This is a genomic window from Streptomyces sp. NPDC002032, assembly GCF_042890765.1.
Lineage (GTDB): Bacteria > Actinomycetota > Actinomycetes > Streptomycetales > Streptomycetaceae > Streptomyces.
Window position 1 is genome coordinate 100,079 of sequence record NZ_JBIASM010000002.1, and the last position, 23,102, is coordinate 123,180.

The 23,102-nt window shown below is 72.7% G+C and carries 17 protein-coding genes and 1 pseudogene; 10 read left to right on the top strand and 8 right to left on the bottom strand.

The genetic code is table 11. The features are described 5' to 3' along the window. Nucleotides 1-90 precede the first annotated feature (90 nt). Entirely contained in the window at nucleotides 91-3,426 is a 3,336-nt protein-coding gene (locus ACFYYT_RS04590; protein ID WP_388606934.1) for a tetratricopeptide repeat protein, read from the bottom strand. A gap of 246 nt (nucleotides 3,427-3,672) precedes the next feature. On the opposite strand from ACFYYT_RS04590, the pseudogene ACFYYT_RS04595 reads away from it, so the two are divergent. After that, a pseudogene (locus tag ACFYYT_RS04595) lies at nucleotides 3,673-3,780 on the top strand (hypothetical protein); the annotation flags it as partial. A gap of 110 nt (nucleotides 3,781-3,890) precedes the next feature. Then, a complete protein-coding gene (locus ACFYYT_RS04600) occupies nucleotides 3,891-4,235 on the top strand; it encodes a hypothetical protein (RefSeq protein WP_351820321.1) in 345 nt (114 codons plus the stop codon). 265 nt (nucleotides 4,236-4,500) lie between these two features. Here the strand turns inward: ACFYYT_RS04600 and ACFYYT_RS04605 are convergent, their stop codons facing one another. Continuing rightward, complete coding sequence (locus ACFYYT_RS04605; protein WP_351820100.1) at nucleotides 4,501-5,517, bottom strand: alpha/beta hydrolase; 1,017 nt, start codon at nucleotides 5,515-5,517, stop codon at nucleotides 4,501-4,503. Between the two features lie 161 nt (nucleotides 5,518-5,678). Here ACFYYT_RS04605 and ACFYYT_RS04610 point away from each other — a divergent pair, with 161 nt between their 5' ends. From ACFYYT_RS04610 to ACFYYT_RS04630, 5 genes are all read left to right on the top strand, one after another. Continuing rightward, nucleotides 5,679-6,512, top strand: a complete 834-nt coding sequence (locus tag ACFYYT_RS04610; protein ID WP_351820103.1) for an alpha/beta hydrolase — start codon at nucleotides 5,679-5,681, stop codon at nucleotides 6,510-6,512. 19 nt (nucleotides 6,513-6,531) lie between these two features. Continuing rightward, complete coding sequence (locus ACFYYT_RS04615; protein WP_351820106.1) at nucleotides 6,532-7,437, top strand: alpha/beta hydrolase; 906 nt, start codon at nucleotides 6,532-6,534, stop codon at nucleotides 7,435-7,437. Next, complete coding sequence (locus ACFYYT_RS04620; RefSeq protein WP_351820108.1) at nucleotides 7,434-9,026, top strand: FAD-dependent oxidoreductase; 1,593 nt, start codon at nucleotides 7,434-7,436, stop codon at nucleotides 9,024-9,026. Before ACFYYT_RS04615 ends, ACFYYT_RS04620 begins: the two co-directional genes overlap by 4 nt. A gap of 145 nt (nucleotides 9,027-9,171) precedes the next feature. Further along, nucleotides 9,172-9,516: a DoxX family protein gene (locus ACFYYT_RS04625; RefSeq protein ID WP_351820111.1), complete on the top strand. Its 345-nt coding sequence runs from the start codon at nucleotides 9,172-9,174 to the stop codon at nucleotides 9,514-9,516. Nucleotides 9,517-9,679: 163 nt separating this feature from the next. Next, nucleotides 9,680-11,029, top strand: a complete 1,350-nt coding sequence (locus tag ACFYYT_RS04630) for a ferric reductase-like transmembrane domain-containing protein (protein WP_351820114.1) — start codon at nucleotides 9,680-9,682, stop codon at nucleotides 11,027-11,029. 134 nt (nucleotides 11,030-11,163) lie between these two features. On the opposite strand, the gene ACFYYT_RS04635 is transcribed toward ACFYYT_RS04630, so the two are convergent. Continuing rightward, a complete protein-coding gene (locus ACFYYT_RS04635) occupies nucleotides 11,164-11,790 on the bottom strand; it encodes a TetR/AcrR family transcriptional regulator (RefSeq protein WP_351820117.1) in 627 nt (208 codons plus the stop codon). Nucleotides 11,791-12,142: 352 nt separating this feature from the next. Between ACFYYT_RS04635 and ACFYYT_RS04640 the strand changes: the two genes are divergently transcribed. Together ACFYYT_RS04640 and ACFYYT_RS04645 are read left to right on the top strand one after the other, a co-directional pair. Continuing rightward, a complete protein-coding gene (locus tag ACFYYT_RS04640; protein ID WP_351820120.1) occupies nucleotides 12,143-14,197 on the top strand; it encodes a thioredoxin domain-containing protein in 2,055 nt (684 codons plus the stop codon). A gap of 152 nt (nucleotides 14,198-14,349) precedes the next feature. Continuing rightward, nucleotides 14,350-15,573, top strand: a complete 1,224-nt coding sequence (locus ACFYYT_RS04645) for a GtrA family protein (RefSeq protein WP_351820123.1) — start codon at nucleotides 14,350-14,352, stop codon at nucleotides 15,571-15,573. A 31-nt stretch (nucleotides 15,574-15,604) separates the two neighbouring features. On the opposite strand, the gene ACFYYT_RS04650 is transcribed toward ACFYYT_RS04645, so the two are convergent. Next, entirely contained in the window at nucleotides 15,605-16,294 is a 690-nt protein-coding gene (locus ACFYYT_RS04650) for a hemolysin III family protein (protein WP_388606938.1), read from the bottom strand. 220 nt (nucleotides 16,295-16,514) lie between these two features. On the opposite strand from ACFYYT_RS04650, the gene ACFYYT_RS04655 reads away from it, so the two are divergent. Beyond that, complete coding sequence (locus tag ACFYYT_RS04655; protein ID WP_351820126.1) at nucleotides 16,515-18,356, top strand: phosphoenolpyruvate carboxykinase (GTP); 1,842 nt, start codon at nucleotides 16,515-16,517, stop codon at nucleotides 18,354-18,356. 72 nt (nucleotides 18,357-18,428) lie between these two features. Here the strand turns inward: ACFYYT_RS04655 and ACFYYT_RS04660 are convergent, their stop codons facing one another. The 4 genes from ACFYYT_RS04660 to ACFYYT_RS04675 are packed head-to-tail and all read right to left on the bottom strand — an operon-like array spanning nucleotide 18,429 to nucleotide 22,972. Continuing rightward, a complete protein-coding gene (locus tag ACFYYT_RS04660) occupies nucleotides 18,429-19,055 on the bottom strand; it encodes a hypothetical protein (RefSeq protein WP_351820129.1) in 627 nt (208 codons plus the stop codon). Further along, a complete protein-coding gene (locus tag ACFYYT_RS04665; protein ID WP_351820132.1) occupies nucleotides 19,042-20,691 on the bottom strand; it encodes a substrate-binding and VWA domain-containing protein in 1,650 nt (549 codons plus the stop codon). Before ACFYYT_RS04665 ends, ACFYYT_RS04660 begins: the two co-directional genes overlap by 14 nt. Continuing rightward, nucleotides 20,688-21,875: a toxic anion resistance protein gene (locus ACFYYT_RS04670; RefSeq protein WP_351820135.1), complete on the bottom strand. Its 1,188-nt coding sequence runs from the start codon at nucleotides 21,873-21,875 to the stop codon at nucleotides 20,688-20,690. The genes ACFYYT_RS04665 and ACFYYT_RS04670 overlap by 4 nt, the downstream gene beginning before the upstream one ends. Beyond that, nucleotides 21,872-22,972, bottom strand: a complete 1,101-nt coding sequence (locus ACFYYT_RS04675) for a hypothetical protein (protein ID WP_351820138.1) — start codon at nucleotides 22,970-22,972, stop codon at nucleotides 21,872-21,874. Before ACFYYT_RS04675 ends, ACFYYT_RS04670 begins: the two co-directional genes overlap by 4 nt. Nucleotides 22,973-23,102: the final 130 nt, after the last annotated feature.

The following is a 23,102-nucleotide window of genomic DNA, read 5'->3' on the forward strand; positions in this document are numbered from 1 at the left end:
CCGGCGCCGTACGGACGTGTGCGCGGGCGCGCGTGCGCCGCGCCCGCGCCCGTACGGCCCGCCGCCGTGCGGGCGGCGCGGGCCCCGCGCTCACTCCGCCGCGGGCGCGGACACCGGGACGCCCATGACCTCCCGGGCGTGCAGGTCCGGCACCATGCCCAGGCGCCACGCCTGCCAGCCCTCCGCCGGATCCACGCCCCGGTCCAGGACCACCCCGTACGTCTCCAGGCAGTCCGCCAGCCGCCCGTCCCGCAGCGGGTGCGGGGACCCCGCCAGCCGGTCCAGCTCGGCCCGGGCCTCCTGCGGCGCGGCCGGCACCGCGTACGGCAGCAGCGTGCAGCGCAGGAAACGGGCCCAGTCCTCGCCCCGCCGGTCCCCGTACGAGATGAACAGCCGCGTCGCCTCCTCGCACAGCACCAGCGCCTGCGCCACCCGCCCGTTGCCCGCGTCGACCACCGCGAGCTCCAGACAGGTCCAGGCCTCCCCGTGGGCCAGCCCGATCCGTCGGAAATCGGCCCGGGCGTCCATCAGCAGCTGGCGGGCGAAGCCGGAATTGCGCAGGTTGCCCGTCTGCGCGGCCCGCTGGTCGCGGGTGACCCGGCCCGACTGGTAGCGGGCGTGCGCCAGCCCGTACACGTCCCGCATCCGCGAGAACATCGTCCGGGCCCGCTCCAGCTCGCGCACCGCCCGGTCGCGCTCCCCGTCCTCCTCCAGCGCCTGCCCGAGGTAGTACAGCGTCCAGGCCTCGCCGCGCGCGTCCTCCGCCAGCCGGTGGCGGGCCAGCGCGTCCCGCAGCCGCTCCAGCGCCCCCGCCGGATCGCCGTCGACCACCCGGGCCCGGCCCAGCTGGGTCAGCGCCCACGCCTCGCCCCGGTCGTCGCGCGTGCGCCCGTACAACTCCAGCGCCCGCCCCAGCTCCGCCTCCGCACGCGGTACGTCGCCCAGCCGCAGGCGGACCTGGCCCAGCTGGAAGTACGCCCACGCCTCCCCGTGCACGCTCTCGCTCTCCCGGTGCAGGGTCAGGGACTCCTCCAGCAGCGTCAGCGCCTCCGCCAGGTGCGCCCGGTCCCGCTCCACCGCTGCCAGCGCGTGCAGCCCCCAGGCCCGGTCGCCCGCCAGCTCCGGCGGCTCCTGGAGCACCAGCGCCTCCCGGATGCGCGCCGCGGCCTCCGGCAGGTTGCCCTGGTGGTGCAGGGTGATGCCGAGCGAGACCAGCGCCATCCCGGCCCCCGCCTCCTGCTCCGCCTCCTTGTACTGGTCCACCAACGAGGTCAGGGTGGTGCGGGCCTTGTCCAGCTCGCCGAGCTGGCGCGCCGCGATGCCCGTACGCCACTGCACCGACCGGTTCAGCCGCCCCCCGTCCACCGCCCGCGTCAGCTCGTTGATCTCGCCGAGCCGGTACAGGTCCCCGCGCAGCAGGCAGAAGTCGCACAGCGCGCCCAGCAGGTCCAGCACCGCCTGCTGGTCCACGCCCTCCGAGTGCCGCAGCGCCGCCGTGATGAAGCTCGACTCCTCGTCCAGCCAGCGCAGGGCCGCGTCCAGGGAGGCGAAGCCGTGCCCGCCGAACTGGTGGGCGCGGGTCGACATCTTGCCGTCGACCATCCGGATCACGGCGTCCGCGAGCTGCGCGTAGTCGCGGATCAGCCGCTCGTGCGCCGCGGCCGCCTCGGCCCGGTCCTCGTCCGCCGCCAGCCGCGAGGCCGCGTACGCCCGTACCGCGTCGTGCATCCGGTACCGCTCCCCGCGTACGAGGTCCAGCAGGCCCGCCTCGGCCAGTTCGCGCAGCAGCCGGCCGGCCTCGGCCCGGTCCGTGCCCGCCAGGGCCGCCGCCGCGGCGGCCCCCAGCGAGGCCCGGCCCGCCAGCGGCAGCCGCCGCAGCAGCCGGCGGCGCTCCTCCGGGAGGCGTGCGTACGCCAGGTCCAGGGCGTGCTCCAGCGAGCCGTCGCCGGATGCGGCGCCGGGCGTGACGCCTGGTCCGACGCCGGGTCCGACGCCGGATCCGTCTCCTGCGCCCGCGCCGCCCCCGAGGTCCGAGGCCCGCGCCGCGCCCAGCGGGGCCAGCGCGCGCAGCGCCAGGGGCAGCCCCGCGCCCAGCTCCAGCAGCCCGGCCGCGGCCGCCTCGCCCGGGGCCGGCCCGCCCGCCGCCCGGGCCCCGGCGGCCAGCACCTCGGCCGCCTCCGCCCCGGCGAGGCGCACCACCGGCAGCTGGTGCACCCACGCCGACAGGCCGGACGGCAGCTCCAGCGGCTCCCGCGCCGTCACCAGCACCAGGCTCTCGGAGCGCTCCGGCACGAGCGCGCGGACCTGCTCCGGGTCCACCGCGTCGTCCAGCACCACCGTCACCGGCAGCCCCTGGAGGTGCTGGTGGTACAGCTCGCCGAGCCGGCGCACCTGCTGCTCCGCCGTGGCCCCCTCGCGGAAGAGGAGCTGCTCGCGCGGGGCGCCCAGCCGGTTCAGCAGGTGCAGCAGCGCCTCCCGGGTGGGCAGCGGGGGCTCGCCGGGGGCGGTGGACCCGCCGCGCATGTCCACCAGACAGGCCCCGCGGAACTGGTCCCGCAGCGCGTGCGCCGCCCGCAGGGCCAGGGCGGTGCGGCCCACCCCGGGCTCGCCGTGCAGGACCACCACCACCGGCCGGGTCTCGGTGCTGGCCCGGGCGGCCTGGACCCACTGGGCGATCCGGGTCAGCTCCGCGCGCCGGCCGGTGAAGAGGCCGCCGGCGTCGGGGAGCTGCGCGAAGGACTGCTCCAGCATGCCGCGCCGCCGGGCCTCGGCGCTGCGGTCGCTGCCGCGCAACGACGGCGCGGCCCCGGGGCCGTTGCCGTTGGCGGTCGCCGCCGCGTGGGCTCCGGGTGACAGGGGTGTGGTGCGCCCGGTGGCGGCTGCGCCGCGCCGAGCCGCCGGCCGTACCGGGCGCTGCTGCTCCAGGAAGGGACGTACGCCGCGCACCTCCAGCGCCGTCAGCCACTGCAGCCTCAGCTGCGCGGCCCCGCCGGGGCGGCCCGCGGCCCCGGCCCGGCGGTTGGCGGCGGGCAGGTGCACCGCCGCCACCTTGGCGGCCGTCGTCGCCGCCCCCGCGACGCCGACGACGATGCCCGCGCTGAGCGCCGTACCGGCGGCGACGCCGAAGGCCATGTCCGCCCCGGCCGCCGCGACGGCCGCGACCGCCGTCGCCAGCAGGGCCGTCGAGGTGCTGCCCTGCCGGAAGGCCTCCCCGAGGGACTGCTGACCGGCCGCGTCCGCGTCCAGGGCCGCCACGTAGGCGGCGTACTCCTCGGCCGCCGCCGCGGCGAGCCCGTCCAGCGCCTCCCGGCCCCGCGCCAGCAGGGCCTCCCGGTCGACGGGCGCCCCCGCCCCCGCCCGCCGGACCTCCTCCTCGACGGCCCGGGCCAGCAGCCGTTCGGCCTCTTCGCGATGGCTGTCCCGCATCGGCATCCTCCTCGGAGAGCTCCGTGCAACGTGGCCCAAGTGTGCGGCGGGACCACCACGATCGTGAGGAATCTGAGCTAATTCAGAGGGAGTTGACAACTCCCCGGTCACCCCCGCGCATATATGTACCCCCCGGGGCCCCGGCGGCCGACGTGGCATGTCGGTACCCTGCCCTAACCGCCGGACACTGAGGACTTGCACGTCATCTTCGTCCAGGACGGGCAGCGAACAGCGGACTCCCTGGCCGTGCAGGTCAAGGGCGGGGTATCGACGCGTACCCGGGAGGGGCACCGGGTCCAGGTCGGGAACCACGGGGGCAATTGGCGCGACGGCAGCCTCCCCGTCCTGTGCGCGGTCCACGATCCCGAGCGGGGCGGGCTCTTCTGGGCCAACGCGACCCGTCAGCTCCGCCGTGCCCGAGCCCTGCGCCGGACGATTCCACCGCTGAGGCCCCCGTGCGGAGCATGCGTTCCTACCTGGCCTGGGAGCGCGGGGGCGTCGGCAGATGGGCCGACACGGCGGACGTCGAATTCGCACCGGACGACATCGTCAGACCGTTCGAGAACGACTGCGGCGAACCCATGGCCTTCTGGCAGCGGCGCGGCGCGCCGTTCGCGGTGCTGCTCCACCACGAGCTCGATTGGGAACCCGTGCGCATGCAGGAGCCCATGCTTCGCCTCGACCTCATCCCGTCGATCGGTGACGTCATCCTCGACGCAGCACAGACGGTTCCCGTAGGGCGCGCGGACGAGGAGGTGCAGGCCGGTCCGGGCTCGGCGTGCTGGAGAAGGTACGGGGAGGTCGCATGAGCCAACCGGTTCGCCACACGGGCATGGGCCCACCGAACACGCCGGGTCTCCGGAAGCAGCGAACAAGAGCATCGACGCTTCGGTAGGGGCCGAACTGGCTGCCGCGCCTGCGTGGGGGGCCGAGAAGTACGCCGGCATCCGACGGCGGTTGGAGGGCAGCGCACCTGCTGTCGCCGCCGAGGAGTAGGGGCGCGGGCCGCAGGCTGCGGCCAACGCGACAGTGCCGTGGGAGAGAATCCGAGGTTGGCTGGACAGGCCGGGGCGGTCAGGGTTCGGCCAGAGCAGTTCGCAGAGCGTCGACGGCGGCAGTGCGGAAAGCTGTCATCGAAGGTGCTTTGCCGTCGAGCAAGGCGTCAGCACCGTGGTACATGCCTGGTTCGAGCCGCAGCTCGCAGGCGACGCCGGCCTCGCTCAGGCGTCGGGCGTAGTCGACGTCTTCGTCGTGGAACAGGTCGAGGTCGCCCACACCGATCCACGCGGGCGGCAGCCCTTCGAGGCTCCTGCGCCTTGCCGCCGCGATGTAGGGGCGATCGTCGTGGTCCTGTGGCGGGTGGCCGAGGTAGGAGGTCCAGGCGAAGCGGTTGGAGTCCGGGGTCCACGTGTAGCCGGCGCTGTCGGGAGGGGCGGCGCGCAGAGCCGTGCGGTCGTCGAGCATGGGGTAGATGAGGAGTTGGAACCGGACCGGGACTCCTGAATCATGGGCGCGCTGGACTACGGCGGCGGCGAGTCCGCCGCCGGCGCTTTCGCCGCCGACGGCGATGCGGGCGGGGTCGATGCCGAGGTCGGCGGCGCTGGCGTGAAGCCAGCGGAGCGCACCGAAGCAGTCGTCCAGAGCTGCGGGGTACGGATTTTCGGGTGCGAGGCGGTAGTCGACGCTGACGACCAGAGCGCCGAGTTCGTCGGCGACGCGGCTGCACCAGGTGTTCTCCTGCCGAGCGGCACCCATGACGGTTCCTCCGCCGTGGATCCAGAGCAGTGCTGCGCGCGGCGCTTGGCCCGATGCCCGGTAGGTGAGCACCTCGACGGGCAGGTCGTCGGTCGTGGCCGGCAGTGTGCGCCGCTCGATGCGGACGCCGGGCCTCAAGGCGGCTCCCGCCAAGGGCACGACGCGGCGGGCGATGGCCAGGGTGACCGGGTTGCCGAGGTTCAGCGGGAGGAAGAGCACGGGGTGCCGCAGCTCGCGGGGGACTGCCGCCAGAGCGCGGCGACGTGTGCTGATCGCCGCGGCAGCGCCGAGGGTCGCTGCGGCGCCCAGGCCGCTGAGAACGCGTCGGAGTGTCATGTACTGCACACCTTTCGTTCGGGTGGTCGTGGTTCTCGGCCTCAAGGCGTGGCGCCTTGCGTTCCGGGTTGTCGTGCAGGAGCCGGCACAGGCAGGGCGCCGCGCCCGCGACGAGGGCTGCCGCTTGACACGACCACCTTATCGGTAACACTGTAGCCATTATGAGTATCTGGTCTGAGCCCCAGCCCGATTCCCGGTTCGTCGAGGTGGACGGCCTGCGGATCCACTACAAGCGCGCCGGGCACGGCCCGGTACTCGTGCTGCTGCACGGCAGTGCCTCGTCCCTGCAGCACTTCGACCGCGCGGCGGATCTGCTGTCGGATTCGTTCGACGTCATCCGTCCCGACCTGCCGGGGTTCGGACTGACGGGCCCGCGCAAGGACCGCGACTACCGGATCCCGACGTACGCCGCGACGGTGGCGGGATTCGCGCAGGCGCTGGGCGTGCCGCGCTACGCGTTGGCCGGCAATTCCCTGGGCGGCAACATCGCCTGGAACGTCGCGCTGGACCATCCGGAGCGGCTGACCGGCCTGGTGCTGGTCAATGCCACCGGCTACCCGGAGAAGACGGTGCCCGCGGGGATGCGCCTGACCCGCAACCCGCTGGTGCGGCCCCTGCTGAGGCGGGTGATGCCGCGCGGGGCAGTCGAACGCAGCCTGCGCGAGGCCGTCGGGCCGCATGCGCAGATCGTGGACGACGCCATGGTGGACCGCGCCTACCAGCTCATGAGCCGCCCCGGTAACCGCTCGGCCTTCGTCGACTTCTGCAACACCGACCAGCCGGACCGCAGCGCGCAGATCCCCCGCATCACGATGCCCACGCTGGTGCTGCGCAGCGCGGGCATCGACGGCCAGCACTTCACCCGCGACATCCCCGGCGCCCAGGAGCTCGTCCACCCCCACGGCGGACATCTGCTGCCGGAGGAGGAACCGCAGTGGGTCGCGTACGCGATCGCGAAGTTCCTCGGCTCCTGCGCCGGCACCCCCGCGAACTGAGGGCAAGGAGACCCGTGCCATGAAGTACTTCGTCGCCCCGGGCGAGGACCGCAAGCTCACCGCCGACTCGCGCAAGGCGCTGCGCGGCAGTTTCGTCGAGCTGTCCGACGGCGTCACCCACTACGAGCTGACGGGGCCCGAGGACGGGGACGTGGTCCTGATGGCCGGCGGCCTGACCATCCCGCTGTCCTACTGGGACGGCCTCGTCGGCGAGCTGCACGCCCACGGGCTGCGCACGCTGACCTGCAGCGCCTACGGCCGCGGCTATTCCGACCGGGTCCAGGCGCGATACGACGAGACGCTGTTCACGCGGCAGCTGGCCGAGCTGACGGACCGGCTCGGCCTGACGGCGCGGCCCCTGCACCTGGTCGGCACCTCCATGGGCGCGCTCGTCGCCATGACGTACGCGGCCCAGTACCGCTCGCAGGTGTCCACGCTCACCATCGTCGGCCCCGCCGGTCTCGCGAAACCGCGGTTGGCCTCCCCCGACCGGCTGCTGCGCAGCGACCTGCTGGCCGGAGTGGTCGCCCGCCGTCGCGGCCTCCGGCTGCTCCAGGGGCACCTCGGGCACAACGTCCGGGACCCCGAGCTCGGCGCGGAACTGACCGAGATGGTCCTCGGCACCCTCCGCTTCGAGGGCTCGCTGTACGCGGTCTTCGACACCCTCCAGCACCTGCCTCTCGCCGGCCGTGACGATCTCTTCCGGCGGACGGGGGCACTGGGCATTCCGACGCTGCTGCTGTGGGGCGACGAGGACACCGTCACGCCGCCGGTGCACATCGACACGGCGCGCGCCCTGCTGAAGCCCCATCACCACCACATCATCACCAAGTGCGGGCACATGGCCCCGTTCGAACGGCCTCGCGACGTCGCCGACCAGCTCGTCCCGTTCGTGTCCGCACGCACCGAAAGGCTCGATTCATGAACAACCCGCAGCCCATCGACGTACTGATCATCGGTGCCGGCCCCTCGGGCTCCGCCCTGGCGATCGACCTCGTACGCCGCGGACTCGACGTCCGGATCGTCGACAGGTCCCCCCACACCTTCGACGGCTCACGCGCCAAGGGCATCCAGCCCCGCAGTCTCGAAGTCCTCGAAGACCTCGGCGCTCTCGACGACGTGCTGGCCGGCGGCGACCTCTACCCCAAGCTCGGGCTCCATGCCGGACCCCTCGGCGTGCCGTGGAGGATGTTCCCCACCAAAGAGGCAACCCCGGACGTCCCGTACCCGAACACCTGGCTGATCCCGCAGTTCCGCACGGACCGCGCCCTGCACGCCCGGCTCAGCGAGCTCGGCCGCGAGGTCGAGTTCAACAAAGCACTGACCGAGCTGACGCAGGACGAGGACACGGTGCTCGCCAAGGTGGTGGGCGCGGACGGGGTCGAGGAGATCGTCGCCCGCTATGCCGTGGGGGCCGACGGCGGCTCCAGCGCGGTGCGCAAGCAGCTCGACATCGGTTTCGCCGGGACGACGGACGAGTCCGACCGCGTGCTGATCGTGGATGCCTCCGTCAGCGGCCTGGCCCGCAACCGCTGGCACATGTGGCCCGGCCTCGGCGGCAAGCTCATCGCCGCCTGCCCGCTCCCCGGCAGCGACATGTTCCAGTGGATGATCCGGCTCACGCCCGACGAGGTGCCGCCTCAGGAGATCGGCGCCATCATCGACCGGATCCACTCCCACACCCGCAACCGGCACATCCAGCTGCACGAGATCCACTGGAAGTCCGTGTTCCGGCCCAACATCCGTCTCGCGGAGCACTACGGCCGCGGACGGGTCTTCCTCGTCGGCGACGCGGCGCACGTGCACACCCCGGCCGGTGCCCAGGGCCTGAACACCGGTATGCAGGACGGCTACAACCTCGGCTGGAAGCTCGGCCAGGTTCTCGCCGGCGCCGACCCGGCCCTGCTGGAGACCTACGAGGCCGAGCGGCAGCCGATCGCCGCCGGGGTCCTGGGACTGTCCACGGAGAAGTGGGGCGGCATCGCCAAGCTCGACCCCTCCAGCATGAAGCGCGGCAAGGACGAGCAGCAGCTCGCCCTGACCTACTACGGCGGCCCGCTCGCCCCCGCCAACGGCAGCGACGGCGGCACGCTGCACGTGGGCGACCGCGCCCCGGACGCCCGACTGCTCGGCGCCGACGGCGCCGAGACCCGCCTGTTCGACCTCCTCCAGGGGCCGCACTTCACCGCCGTCGCCTACGGCCCCGGCGCCGCCCGGGACCTCGAACTCCTCGACTGGCCGACGACGGGCGCCCAGCTGAAGCGGCTGACCGTCGGAGCGGCCGCGGGCGAGGGCCGCGCCTTCTCCGACCCCGAGAACACGCTGCGCAGTGCCTACGGCCTGACCGGTGACACCTTGTTGCTGATCCGTCCCGACGGCTACCTCGGGCACATCGCCACCCGGGACTTCCGCACCTCCACCCAAGCCGCCGTGCGGGCGATGACGCCGTGGACAACGAGCCGCGCCGTGCCCCCGCCGAGCCACACCCACCCCGGTCGGGGGGCCACTGAATGAGCCGCACCCTGCTGCGCGGGCGCACGTCGTCACGATGACGCCGCACCGGCCGGACGCCGAGGCCGTCGACTTCTCCGACCGCGCCCGACCCATCCCGTAACAGCCTCGTGACGCCGCCACCACGCCGACACCCTGGAAGTACCTCATGATCCTCACCATCACCCTCGCCTGCCTCATCGCCCTGATCTTCGGGGCAAGCGGAGTGCTCAACACACTCGCACTGCCGAAGGCACGCGAGCTGGCCGCCGAGACCGGCTTCTCGGTCGCCGCCTACCGCCGCATCGGGGTGCTGCAACTGGCAGGAGTCGCCGGCGTGGCGCTGGGCCTCGCCGTGCCGCCGCTCGGCGGCCTCGCGGGGGCCGGGCTTCTCCTGCTGCTCGCCGGAGCTGTGGTCGTACACCTGCGCAAGGGCGACCCGGTGGCCAAACTCGTGCCCGCCGCCGTGTGCGCGGTGCTTGTCGCCTCCTACCTCGCGGCCTTGTTCGCCTGAAGCGCTGCCGATCGAGTCCACGGCTCCACGGATGGGCAGCGCCGGCAGCCGCCCTCGGAACCGCAGCCACCTGGGCCCGATGGCGCTCAAGCCGCGACCCCACGGTCCGCCCGACCGCACCCGCGCCCCTTCGTCCGCAGTGCCGACCCCCGAGGGGGAGACGATGCCCATCCTGATCGCGATAGCGATCTACGCCATCCGGATCGCACGCGCCCCCTTGGACGCGCGCCTGAAGAAGCGCCACGTCGGCCCCCTGTCGGTCACGACCGGAGCGGTCATGCTCTACCTGGCCTGGGACTGGCTCAGGCCCGAGGGCCTCAGCGCCGTCTATTTCATCGGCGAGTTCACCGGCGTCCTGTCCGCCTACCTGATGTCCTGCACCCTGGTGCTGGCCACCCGCCTGAGGTGGTTGGAGCAGTGGTTCGGCGGCCTGGACCGCATGTACCGCCAGCACAAGCGGTACGCCATATGGTCCATCCTCCTGCTCACCCCCCACCTGCTCCTCCACTTCTTCTCCGGGTTCGACGGGAGCCCGTACGGCTATGCCCACCAAACCGCGTCGGTAGGGATGGGCCATCTCCTCGGTGCCGTCTCCGCCATCGGTCTGCTGCTGCTCATCCTCATCTCACTCGGCCAGGTCGGCCGCATCCTCCGACTGCCTTACGAGCGCTGGCTGTTCCTGCACCGCCTCACCGGCCTGCTGCTCCTGTCGGCGCTGTTGCACGGCTGGTTCCTCGATCGCGTCATCGACGGATCCACGCCCCTCCTGGCGATCTACGTCACCATGGCCACCATCGGCATGGCCGCCTACGCCTACGACGAACTGGTGCTACGGCGCAGGGAACCCCGGGCGGACTACACCATCCACCGGGTCGAGCGGCCGACGGCCGACATCCTCGACCTCACCCTCACGCCCACCGGCAGGACGGCGCTTCCCGTGACCGGAGGTCAGTTCGTCTACCTGCGCGTCGGCGGCTGGCACGAACACCCCTTCAGCGTCGCAGGAACGCAGGACGACGGCTCGGTACGCCTCACCATCCGTGCCCTGGGCCGCGGTACACGCGGCCTCTACACGGACGTGAGCGAAGGACACCCCGCAACCCTCAAGGGTCCTTACGGCATGTTCGACCACAGCCTCGGCGGACCCCGGCAGATCTGGATCGCGGGCGGCATCGGTATCGCGCCCTTCCTCGGCTGGCTCACCCACCCCGGTGCGGTGCCGGCCCAGACCGACCTCTTCTACTGCGCCCCCACCGCCGAAGACGCCCCGTTCCTCCCGGAACTCACCGCAGCGGCAGCACACCGCCCCGAGTTCCGGCTCCACCCGACGTTCAGCCGCAGCCACGGCCGTCTGACCGCCGAAAGAATCGAGGCCGAGGCCGGACCGATCACCCCCGACACGCACGTCTTCCTCTGCGGCCCCGCCTCAATGATCGAAAACCTCACCCGCGCCCTCCACCGCCAGGGCGTGCCCCGCGAGCACCTCCACGCCGAACACTTCGCCTTCCGCTGACGAACCGCCGGCCACTCGGGTCGCGACAGCTGGAGGCCTGACCATCCGGCGACCGGTTGCCCCCCCCGGACGCCCGGGCGCCGGCCGCGATGACTTCGTAGGCGGGCAGCTCAGGTTCGCGTCGTCCTGGCTGGTCAGGCGTCGTCGTGCAGGTGGGCAAGCCCGCTGAGGAGGAGTTCGAGTCCGAAGGAGAACTCGTCCTCGATCGGAACGGGCATCGACCCGGCGACGGTGCTCGTTGCCGGGAACAAGGCCGGATCGACGTTCTGGAAGACGGCGGACAGTTGTGCGTCGTCGAGTTGCCCGCCGCCGCCGTGACCGTTGACCTGTATGGCGAATCCGAGGACGTAGCGGGCGAGGGTGGCAAAGGCGTGGGCGGCCAGTCGGGGCGGGAAGCCGCTGTCGAGCAGGGCCGCGACGCACTGCTCCCGCAGTGCCATGGCGTTCGGCCCCAGGGGTATCTCTTCGACCAGCAGGCGCGCCGCGTTCCGGTGCCGGGCCAGGGCCTCGAACATGGTGTGCGCGACCGTCCGCAGCGCTTGCTGCCAGCCCATCGCGAGGAGTTCGTCGCCATTCAGTTCCACGGCGCCGAACATGCGGTCCACGACATGGGCGACCAGCGCTGTCCGGTTGTCGAAATGCCGGTACAGCGTCGCCGTGCCCGAGCCCAGGCGCTGGGCCAGCGTCCGCATCGAGAGGGCGTCGACCCCTTCGTCGTCCACGATCTGCAACGCGGTGGAGACGATGCGCTCCAGCGGCACGGGTGGACGCCCCGGGCCCCGACCCGATGCCGGGGTCGCCTGCGTACGATCAGCTGCTGCCACTGAAACGTCCACCTCCTCGGCCAACACCATAACAGCAACACCGTATCCAATATGGAGGCCGCCGGTTGGACACCGCGTGGCGGCGCCCCCCTTCGATCCGGTCTGGTGTCGTCGCAGGTACCCAGCTGCTCGCCTGGGATGTAGCGGGCCGCGCGCAGCACGCGGCTGCGGACCTCCTGGGTGGATCGCACTGCCTCCGGCGGGACGGGGCGGATCGACCGATCGGCACCCACCCCCCGGTCCGTTCCGGTTTCGGGGTTCCGGCGGCCGGTGCTGCGATACTGCCCACATGGTGAACCGCCTGGCCCATGCCACGTCCCCGTACCTGCAGCAGCACGCCGACAATCCCGTGCACTGGTGGGAGTGGTCCCCCGAGGCGTTCGCCGAGGCGGAGCGGCGCAATGTGCCCGTTCTGCTGTCCGTCGGCTATTCGGCGTGCCACTGGTGCCACGTCATGGCGCACGAGTCGTTCGAGGACGAGCTGACGGCCGCGTACATGAACGAGCACTTCGTCAACGTCAAGGTCGACCGCGAGGAGCGGCCCGACGTCGACGCCGTCTACATGGAGGCCGTGCAGGCCGCGACCGGGCAGGGCGGCTGGCCCATGACCGTGTTCCTGACGGGTGACGCCGAGCCCTTCTACTTCGGCACCTACTTCCCGCCCGAGCCGCGGCACGGCATGCCCTCCTTCATGCAGGTGCTCGAAGGCGTACGGGCCGCCTGGACCGGCCGGCCCGAGGAGGTCGCGGAGGTCGCGCGCCGGATCGTGGGGGATCTGGCCGGGCGGCAGCTGGACTACGGCAAGGCCACCCCGCCCGGGCCCGAGGAGCTGGCGGGGGCCCTGCTCGGGCTGACCCGCGAGTACGACTCCGTGCGCGGCGGCTTCGGCGGCGCTCCGAAGTTCCCCCCGTCCATGGTGCTGGAGTTCCTGCTGCGCCATCACGCCCGCACCGGCTCCGAAGGCGCCCTCCAGATGGCGGCCGAAACCTGCGAGGCCATGGCCCGGGGCGGCATCTACGACCAGCTCGGCGGCGGGTTCGCCCGGTACTCCGTGGACCGGGAGTGGGTGGTCCCGCACTTCGAGAAGATGCTCTACGACAACGCCCTGCTGTGCCGGGCCTACGCCCACCTGTGGCGGGCCACCGGGTCGGATCTCGCGCGCCGGGTCGCGCTGGAGACCGCCGACTTCATGGTCCGTGAACTGCGCACCGAGCAGGGCGGGTTCGCCTCCGCGCTCGACGCCGACAGTGCGGACCCGGCGACCGGGAAGAACGTCGAGGGGGCCTACTACGCCTGGACGCCCGCGCAGTTCGCCGAGGTGCTCGGCGAGGACGACGGGGCCCTGGCGCAGGCGTACTTCGGGGTGACCGAGGAGGGCACCTTCGAGCACGGCACGTCGGTGCTGCAACTGCCGAAGGACGGGCCCGCCCCGGACGCCGAGCGGGTCGCCGGGATCAAGGAGAGGCTGCTGGCCGCACGGGCACAGCGGCCCGCGCCCGGCCGGGACGACAAGATCGTCGCCGCCTGGAACGGGCTGGCCGTCGCGGCGCTCGCCGAGTGCGGGGCGTACTTCGACCGCCCGGACCTCGTCGAGCGGGCCACCGAGGCCGCCGACCTCCTCGTACGGGTCCACATGGACGGCGCCGCCCGGCTGGCCCGCACCAGCCGGGACGGCAGGGTCGGCCCGCACGCCGGGGTGCTGGAGGACTACGGCGACGTCGCCGAGGGGTTCATCACGCTGGCCTCCGTCACCGGTGAGGGGGTGTGGCTGGAGTTCGCGGGGTTCCTGGTGGACCTGGTCCTGGCCCGCTTCGCCGCCGAGGACGGCTCGCTCTACGACACCGCGCACGACGCCGAGCAGCTGATCAGGCGGCCGCAGGACCCCACCGACACGGCCGCCCCGTCCGGCTGGACGGCCGCCGCGGGGGCGCTCCTCTCGTACGCCGCCCACACCGGCTCGGAGCCCCACCGCACGGCGGCGGAGCGGGCGCTGGGGGTGGTGCAGGCCCTCGGGCCGCGCGCCCCGCGCTTCATCGGGCACGGCCTGGCGGTGGCGGAGGCGCTGGTGGACGGGCCGCGCGAGGTGGCCGTCGTCGGGCGTCCGGAGGATCCGGCGCTGGCCGTACTGCACCGGACCGCGCTGCTGGGGACGGCTCCCGGCGCGGTGGTGGCGGCCGGGCCGGCGCTCGGCGCGGACGGGACCGGGGCGGAGTTCCCCCTCCTGGCCGGGCGCGAGCCGGTGGACGGCCTGCCCACGGCGTACGTGTGCCGGCACTTCGTCTGCGCGCGCCCGACGACGGAACCGGGCGAACTGGAACGCCAGTTGGGCCCGGACCGCCCCTGACGCCGGGGGCCGGCCCCCGAACACCGGCGTCCTCGCCGGCGACGCGCTTTGGCTCGACGCTGTTCACCGCGGCGTTGCACCCGCAGCGGGCGCCGGCCGGTTCTACAGGGCGACCCCGTCGCACCGACCGCGAGAGTGGGAGCTGAACCACCATGAGCGAGGACCTGTGGCCCCCGCGCGCCCTGGACCGCCCGCAAGCCGCCGAGGCGCCGGCTTCCGCCCCCGGCGGCATCACCGTGATCATCCCGACCTCCGGCGAGGGCGCGTACGTAAGGGAGTTGCTGGGCGGGCTGCGCTCGGCCCTGCCCGCCGGTCCGCCCTGTGCGGTGCTCTTCGCCGACGGCTCCCCCGACGGCATCCCGGCCGTGATCGAGGAGGCGGCCGCGGACTGCCCCTTAGCGGTGTCCGTCCTGCACCGGTCTCCCGCCGAGGGGGGCCTCGGCCGGGCCGTCGCCGAAGGGGTCGGGCGGGCCGGGACCGAGTGGATCGTCGTCATGGACACCGCTCGGCAGCGCCCGGCCCGGCTGGTTCCCGACCTGGTCGGCGAGGGTGTCCGCACCGGCGCCGACCTGGTCGTCGCCTCCCGCCGCGCCGTGGGCGCCTCGCGCGGTGCCGTCTGGCTGGCCAAGGGCCTGTTCCCGCGCGCCCTGCGCGGCATCGGCGACCCGCTGAGCGGCTGCTTCGCGGTGCGCCGCGCGGCGCTCGGCGCGCTCGGCGCGGGCAGTGGCGCCGGTGGCGCCGGTGGCATCGCCACCCCCACCGGCGCGCACGCTCCCCACGCCGCCGCCGCCGCCCCCCAGCCCATCGGCCGCTGGATCCTGCTGGAGCTGGCCGTCCGCTGTCGCCCCGCGAAGACCGCCGAGGTCCCCTGCGCCGTCCCGGACCGTCCGGCGGGGGAGTCCGGCTCCCGCGCCCGCGACGGGCTGCGCCTCCTCGCGCAGCTGGCGGTCCTGCGCTCGGCGAGCCCGCTCGCCCGCATGATCGGCTTCGGCCTGGTCGGGCTCTCCGGCTTCGCCCCGAACCTGCTGGCCCTGTGGCTGCTCACGCACGCCGGGGTGCACTACCTGGCGGCCGAGGTCCTCGCCAACCAGGCCGGGGTGGTGTGGAATTTCCTGCTGATCGAGGCCCTGCTCTTCCGCGAACGCCGCCACCACCGCCACTGGGCGGACCGCGTCGGGCGCTTCGCGCTCCTCGCCAACGCCGATCTGCTGCTGCGGATCCCGCTCATCGCGCTGTTCGTCGCCCACCTCGGCCTCGGCGTCCTGCCCGCGACGGCGCTCGCGCTCGTCACCACCTTCGTGCTGCGCTTCGCCGCCACCGAGGCCCTCGTCTACCTGCCGCGCGGCCCGCGGGCGGCGGCCGCCCCCAGGAGCTGAACCGCGCGGCCCCGGAAACCGGAACCGCGGCTCAGTGCTGGTAGGCGGCGAGCGAGATGCCGACGTAGTGGGCCACGAAGGCCGCCAGCGTCAGCGAGTGGAAGACCTCGTGGAACCCGAAGAAGCGGGGCGAGGGGTTGGGGCGCTTGATGCCGTAGATCACACCGCCCACGCTGTAGAGCAGCCCGCCGACGATCACCAGCACCAGGACGACGATGCCGCCGGTGCGCAGGAAGTCGGGCAGGAAGAAGACGGCGGCCCAGCCCATCGCGATGTAGCAGGGCGTGTAGAGCCAGCGCGGCGCGCCGACCCAGAAGACGCGGAAGGCGATGCCGGCCGCGGCCGCGATCCACACCGCCCACAGCAGGTTCCGCCCGGTGGAGTCGGGCAACAGCAGGACGGTGAGCGGGGTGTAGGTGCCCGCGATGATCAGGAAGATGTTGGCGTGGTCGAGCCGCCGCAGGATCGCTTCCCCGCGCGGCCCCCACGTACCGCGGTGGTAGACGGCGCTGACGCCGAAGAGCAGGCAGGCGGTGAGGACGTAGACCCCGCAGGCCACGCGGGCCCGGGTGGAGTCGGTGAAGGCCATCAGCGCGAGGCCCGCGATCACCACGGCGGGGAACATTCCGGTGTGCAGCCAGCCGCGCATCAGGGGCTTGGCCTCGGTCTCCGCCCCCGGCGGTGCCGGTGAGGCCGCTATGTCAACGGCGTCAGAAGTCATGGTCCACATGCTACCTACGGGCCCGTAGGTTTCCGTTGGTCCTCTTTACGGAAGATTGACGGACGTGGCGATGCTCACGTGAGAGGCCCTCTGGACATATGCGCACATCCACCGGATGATCAGATGAGTGCGGTCGGCACCGGATGAGCGGAGCGCGAAGCGTCCGGGTCGCAGCCCCCACGGGGCAAACACCAAACAAACCCCTCAACAAGGAGCAATCGTGGCGCGCGACAACGCGGCTCCCACTTCCGTCCCGACCACCCACCGGGAACTGACCGCCTGGGTGGACGAGATCGCAGCCCTCACCCAGCCGGACCGCGTCGTCTGGTGCGACGGCTCCGAGGACGAGTACGAGCGCCTGTGCGAGGAGCTCGTCTCCAAGGGCACCTTCAAGAAGCTCGACGAGAAGACGCGCCCGAACTCGTACTACGCCGCCTCCGACCCCTCCGACGTCGCGCGCGTCGAGGACCGGACCTTCATCTGCTCCGAGAAGGAAGAGGACGCGGGCCCGACCAACCACTGGAAGGCCCCTTCCGAGATGAAGGAGCTCTTCGCCGGGCAGGAAGGTATCTTCCGCGGCTCGATGAAGGGCCGGACGATGTACGTCGTCCCCTTCTGCATGGGCCCCCTCGGCTCCGAGCTCTCCGCGATCGGCGTCGAGATCACCGACTCCGCCTACGTCGCGGTCGCCATGCGCACCATGACCCGCATGGGCAAGGCCGTCCTCGACGAACTCGGCACCGACGGCTTCTTCGTCAAGGCCGTCCACACCCTCGGCGCTCCGCTCGCCGAGGGCCAGGCCGACGTGCCGTGGCCCTGCAACACCACCAAATACATCTCGCACTTCCCCGAGAGCCGCGAGATCTGGTCCTACGGCTCCGGCTACGGCGGCAACGCCCTGCTCGGCAAGAAGTGCTACGCCCTGCGCATCGCCTCCGTCATGGCCCGCGACGAGGGCTGGCTCGCCGAGCACATGCTGATCCTCAAGCTCACCCCGCCGCAGGCCGAAGGCGGGGCCGAGGCCGCCAAGTACATCGCCGCCGCGTTCCCGAGCGCCTGCGGCAAGACCAACCTCGCCATGCTGGAGCCCACCATCCCGGGCTGGACCGTCGAGACCGTCGGCGACGACATCGCCTGGATGCGGTTCGGCGAGGACGGCCGTCTCTACGCGATCAACCCCGAGGCCGGCTTCTTCGGCGTCGCCCCCGGCACCGGCGAGCACACCAACGCCAACGCCATGAAGACCATGTACGCCAACACCGTCTTCACCAACGTCGCGCTCACCCCGGACGGCTCCGACGTCTGGTGGGAGGGCATGACCGAAGAGGCGCCCGCGCACCTCATCGACTGGAAGGGCAACGCCTGGACCCCGGAGTCGGGGACCCCGGCCGCCCACCCCAACGCCCGCTTCGCCGTCCCGGCCTCGCAGTGCCCGACGATCGCCCCGGAGTGGGAGGACCCCAAGGGCGTCCCGATCTCCGCGATCCTCTTCGGCGGCCGCCGCGCCTCCGCCGTGCCGCTGGTCACCGAGTCCTTCGACTGGAACCACGGCGTCTTCATCGGCTCGAACATCGCCTCCGAGAAGACCGCCGCCGCCGAGGGCAAGGTCGGCGAGCTGCGTCGCGACCCCTTCGCCATGCTGCCGTTCTGCGGCTACAACATGGGCGACTACATGGGTCACTGGGTCGACGTGGCCAAGGGCAAGGACCAGGCCAAGCTCCCGAAGATCTACTACGTGAACTGGTTCCGCAAGAACGACGCGGGCAAGTTCGTGTGGCCCGGCTTCGGCGAGAACAGCCGCGTCCTGAAGTGGATCGTCGGCCGCCTCGACGGCACCGCCGACGGCGCCCTGACCCCCATCGGCGTCCTGCCGACCAAGGACTCCCTCGACCTCGACGGCCTCGACCTCCCGGCCGAGGACCTCGACTTCCTCCTCACCGTCGACAAGGAGGTCTGGCGCGAGGAGGCCGCCCTGGTCCCCGAGCACCTGAACACCTACGGCGACCACACCCCCAAGGAGCTGTGGGACCAGTACCACGCGCTCGTCGAGCGCCTGGGCTAGCCCCGGCCCCACCCCCCCCCAGAACCGCGGCCGGCTGTCCCCGGCCGCAGGGCTGACGCGGGAGTCCCCGACCTAGGACTCTCTGCGACCTTCCAAATAGGTCGTGTGCGTCTGCTGACGGCGGGCCTCCGTTTCACGGAGGTCCGCCGTCACGCGTTCCGCCTCCTCCAGCAACAGCGCCAGCTGCCGCTCCAGGTGCCGCTCCGGCGACTCGCCCCCCGGCGTCAGCCGCGTCCACCACCGCGTCCTGCTGTACGTGTCCACGCACTCCGGCACGTCCAGCCGGATCGCCCGCGACAGCCTGTGCACCGCCTCCGGCTCGGTGGCCAGCACGTCCGCCACCCACCCCGGGTCCAGCAGCGCCGCGTACAGCTCCAGCAACTCGGTCAGCCGGGCCCCGGCCGCCGCGGGCAGCTCCACCTCCGCCACGTACGCGCGCAGCCGCCCCAGGTCCTCCCGTACGACGCCCAACTGCTCGGCCGGTTCCGGGAAGTGCGGGGCGTCCACCCGCTCCGGCGGGGCGATCAGCGCGCCCGCCCCGTACAGGCCCGCGACCACCGCCGGCCAGTACGCGCCCGCCACCCCGGCCAGGGTCAGCCCCAGCCCGGCCAGCCCGCACACGCAGCCCGCCAGGTTCTTGCCCGATTCCAGATAGGCCCGCAGCCGCCGCAGCCCGGCGGGCGCGCTACTGGTAGCCACGGATCTCCTCGAAGGCCCCGTCCAGCGAGCCGTTGCCGTCGGTGGCGTCGAAGAGGCGGCCGCCCGTCAGTTCCGTGATGTGCGCCAGTTCCTTGCGGTCCGAATCCCCGAACAGCACCGCGAAGACGGGAGTGTGCTTCTGCCCCTCGGGCAGCCCCGCGTAGAAGGAATCGAAATCCTGCACCTTGTCCCCGCTCTGCCCGTCCGTCATGAGCACGATCGAGGTGAACGCGTCGGCGTTCCCCTGCCCCAGGTGCTGGTACGCGGCCTCCAGGCTGCCGTACACGGCCGTGCCCCCCTCCGGGCGGAGGGAATTCACGTCACCACGGATCGCGTCCAGGGCAGCCCCCGGAGCCCCCGGCTCGACGACGTGCGTCAGCACCTGCTTCACCTTGTCACCGAAGGGCAGCAGAGTCACCTCCTCGCGGTCCCTGAATCGCTCACCCGTTCCCGAACCGCCGCTCCCCGTCAGCTCGGTGAGCGCCGACTTCAGCCGCCCGATCCGGTTCTGCTCCGCCATCGACCCCGAGGTGTCCAGCACGTACACCGTCCGCGAGGGCCGGCGCAGCTCGTTCTCGTAGGAGGCCAGCAGCCCGTCCGCCACCGACCGCGTCCCCGGGAACGGCAGCTCCCGCCGCTTCTCCCCGTCCAGACCGGCCGCCGGAGCCACCCCGGCCGCCACCGGCCGCCGCAGCGTCTTCTCCGTGATGGCCTTCTGCGCCGCGTCCCCCCGCAGGTACTCCGTCAGCAGCCGGCCCGACTCCCGCGCCCCGGCCGGGGCCGAGGTCAGCAACGTCAGCGGATAGTGCGCCGTCACCACCCCGTCCTTCGGCCGGATCACCGTCAGCGGGGCCTTGGCCCCGGCGTTCATCGACAGCAGCACCGACTCGTAGTTCACCAGCGCGTCCACGTCGCCGCGCTTCGCGTACGCCGTCACCAGCCAGCCCGAGGAACCCGACGTCAGCTTCTGCCCCTTGAAGAACTCCCGCAGCCGCGGCCGCGCCGCGGCCACGTCGGCGTCGGTCAGCGCCGACTGCGCCCCCGACAGCCCGGAGGCCACCGAGACGAGCGCCGAGAAACCGGAGTTGGAGTGCACCGGATCCGTCATCCCGTACGTCAGCTTCCCGGCGGCGACGGCCTCCTCGACCGCCGACCAGGTCACCTCCCGCGGGTTCCACCCCAGCCGGGCGACCGCCTCCGGCTTCACCGCGACCGCGACCGGCGAGGACATCACCGGAGTCTCGTTCGCGAGCTTCGGCGCCGCCTCCGGGCGCAGCCGCAGGTAGTCGTTGGACGACAGCCAGACCGCGTCGTACTTCCCGTCCGCCTTCCCCGAGGCCACCTGCTCCGCCGCGTCCAGCGTCCCCGACCAGGTGAAGTCCACCGACACGCCCGTGGCCGCCTTCGCCGCCTTCAGGACCGGCTCCATGTCGGAGAGCTCGCTGGACGCCAGCACCCGCAGCCGGCCCTCCTTGTACTCCTGCGGCTTCGGCCCGCCGGAACCGCCCGAACCTTCCGAGGCCGACGAGGGCTCCTGCGAGGTACAGGCCGCCGCCCCCAGCAGCGTCGCCGCCAGGGCCACGGCCGCCGCCAGCCTCCGGCCCGCCCGCGCCGTGCGCACCGTACGCCCGCTCATCGCTCCCCGCCTTCCAGGGCGCTCGCGTTCCGCGTCCGGGCCAGGTGGGCCGAAGCCGCCTGGAGCTCACCGGTCAGGGACTCCACGGTCGCCGCCATGTTCTCGGTGGCCTGCACCTTGAAGGTGTCGATCGCGTCCAAGGTCTCGTAGATCTGCGCGAAGGCCGTCCGCAGCGTCTCGGCCCCCACCGCCGGGTCCGCGGCGATCCGCTGGATCTCCCCGCTCTGCGTGGACAGCATCTGCGCGTTCCCCCGGATCAGCTCCTGCGTCGTCCCCGTCAGCGCGTCGACCTGCTCGATCACGGCGCGCTGGCCGTCCAGCGCCGACGCCAGCATCACCGCGATCCGCAGCGCCGACACCGTGGTCGTCGCCGCCCGGTCCACACCCCTGATCAGCTCGTCGTTGTTGCGCCGCACCACGTCCATCGCCAGATAGCCCTGCGCGCACACCGCCAGCTGCGTCAGCAGGTCCTGGTGCTTCTGCCGCACCGGGAACAGCACGTCCGCGCGCATCGCGTCCGCCGCTCCCGGATCGGTGAGCTCCGTCTCGGCGATCCGCTGCCCGACGGCCGCGTCCAGGGCCTCGGTCAGGACCGCGTACTCCTGGAGCCTGCCCATGGTCTCCCACAGCCGGGCCCGCTCGGTGTGCAGCGCCGCGTTGTCGCGCCGCAGTTCGTCCTGGCCCCCGCGCAGCGCGCCGACGATCCGGTTCAAAGTGGCCTGCGAGGAGGCGTACCTCGCCACGTGGTCCCGCAGCCGGCTGCCGCCCGGCAGCTTCGAGAACAGCCTGCCGAGCCCCTTGGCGGGAGCGTCCCGGGGATCGAGGTCCTCGACGGTGCGCCGCAGCTCGACGAGCGAACCCGCGACCCGGGCCTGCGCGTCACCGGCCCCGCCCGCGCCGAGCGAGCGCACGGCCCGCTCCAGCATCCGGTTGGACTGCTGCGCGGCGCCGCGCACGTCGGCCGCGCCCAGCCCGGAGATCTCGCCGATCCGGGCGGCGAACTCGGGCGAGCGGACGTCGGTCCCGGCCAGCTGTCCCACGTACTCCCCGGCCCGCCGCGCCATCTCCTCGCGCACCCCGTCCGCCAGCGGGACGAGCCCGGCGGCCTGTTCGCGGCGGACGGGGGCCACGGGCTCCGGCGGGGTGAGGACGAGCGGAGCGTCCTCGGGCGGTGTGGGTGTCACGGCGTGTCCCCCTGTCCCTTGGCGCGGGCGGCCAGCGCCATCAGCACCTTGACGGTCGGTGCGCCGACCTGGCGGATGCCGGTCAGCCCCGGGTTGAGGTATCCGGCGTACGGCGCGGTCGCCGCGGTGAACTCGGCGACCCCCTCCTGCGGCCGGAACCCGTGCCGTACGGCCAGCTCGCGCAGCCTGGGGTCGGTGGCGAGCAGGGTGCCCAGCTCGCGCGCCTTGTCGTCGAGCGGCACGAAGGTGTGGGGGGAGTTGACGGTGGTGTCCGGATAGAGCACCACCATGTCGTCCGTCCCGCCGCCCGCCTGCTTCTGGATCAGGAGCGAGGCGACCTGCGACTCGTAGGCGAGGATCAGCGGTTCGCCGCTGCCGCTGATGAAGGCGCGGAAGGGGTCGTCGGTGCTGGGTTCCAGGGCGCCCTGTACCGAGATCAGCTTGCGCAGCAGGGGCGTGGTGCGGGCGATCCCGGCATCGTCGGAGACGACGGTGCCGCTGTTGGCGATGTTGGAGGTCGCGGCGATGAAGAGGGCGCCCGAGTTGGAGGTGGTGGGGTCGGTGGTCTTGATGAACACCGTCCCGGTCAGCTCGGGGTAGGCCGCCGAACCGGGCAGCTGCTGCCAGGTGCGGTCCTCGCCGGCGGCCTTCAGGTAGGGGCCCATCAGGAGGGTGCCGGAGTTCTTCCCGGACATCTTCACGAGCCCGCCGTCGGCCAGCACCTTGGCCGCGTTGGCCCGGGCGATCACGACGAGCGGGGAGAAGAAGGGCTTGGCCGTCTGCGCGCCCTTCACACCGGCCGCGGCTTCGATCTCCTGCGCCGGTTCACTGCTGCCGGGGAAGGCGAAGTCGTAATCCTTGAGGGCCAGTTGGTCCATGGCCCAGGATCCCGAGGTTTCGGTCTTCACGGTGAAGCCCTTGGCGGCAAGGGCTTTGCCGACGTCGGGGTCGCGGAAGAATTCCGACTTCTCCGACCCGATGACGCCGCGCACGCTCGTCGTTGGCGTGCCTGCGGCTCCTGGTCCCCCGAAGAAGATGACGGCGATCACGCCGCCGATCAGGAGGACCGCCAGAGCGATTCCCAGGTTGCGTCTCACGAGGGCAGCGTGCTCGCGGAAACCCACATTCCGCGGCGGTTCGCATGAACGCGGGGTGTCCAGGCGGTCCCACTTCGAAATGCTGTGTGGGCCCGTGGGTGCTGGTGGGCCGGGCGGGGGCCCGGGAGGA

Excerpts from the sequence above, each read along its gene's own strand:
- ACFYYT_RS04590 (WP_388606934.1), bottom strand. The coding sequence starts at position 3,426 with ATGCGGGACAGCCATCGCGAAGAGGCCGAACGGCTGCTGGCCCGGGCC.
- ACFYYT_RS04600 (WP_351820321.1), top strand. The coding sequence starts at position 3,891 with ATGCGTTCCTACCTGGCCTGGGAGCGCGGGGGCGTCGGCAGATGGGCC.
- ACFYYT_RS04605 (WP_351820100.1), bottom strand. The coding sequence starts at position 5,517 with ATGACACTCCGACGCGTTCTCAGCGGCCTGGGCGCCGCAGCGACCCTC.
- ACFYYT_RS04610 (WP_351820103.1), top strand. The coding sequence starts at position 5,679 with ATGAGTATCTGGTCTGAGCCCCAGCCCGATTCCCGGTTCGTCGAGGTG.
- ACFYYT_RS04615 (WP_351820106.1), top strand. The coding sequence starts at position 6,532 with ATGAAGTACTTCGTCGCCCCGGGCGAGGACCGCAAGCTCACCGCCGAC.
- ACFYYT_RS04620 (WP_351820108.1), top strand. The coding sequence starts at position 7,434 with ATGAACAACCCGCAGCCCATCGACGTACTGATCATCGGTGCCGGCCCC.
- ACFYYT_RS04625 (WP_351820111.1), top strand. The coding sequence starts at position 9,172 with ATGATCCTCACCATCACCCTCGCCTGCCTCATCGCCCTGATCTTCGGG.
- ACFYYT_RS04630 (WP_351820114.1), top strand. The coding sequence starts at position 9,680 with ATGCCCATCCTGATCGCGATAGCGATCTACGCCATCCGGATCGCACGC.
- ACFYYT_RS04640 (WP_351820120.1), top strand. The coding sequence starts at position 12,143 with ATGGTGAACCGCCTGGCCCATGCCACGTCCCCGTACCTGCAGCAGCAC.
- ACFYYT_RS04645 (WP_351820123.1), top strand. The coding sequence starts at position 14,350 with ATGAGCGAGGACCTGTGGCCCCCGCGCGCCCTGGACCGCCCGCAAGCC.
- ACFYYT_RS04650 (WP_388606938.1), bottom strand. The coding sequence starts at position 16,294 with ATGACTTCTGACGCCGTTGACATAGCGGCCTCACCGGCACCGCCGGGG.
- ACFYYT_RS04665 (WP_351820132.1), bottom strand. The coding sequence starts at position 20,691 with ATGAGCGGGCGTACGGTGCGCACGGCGCGGGCGGGCCGGAGGCTGGCG.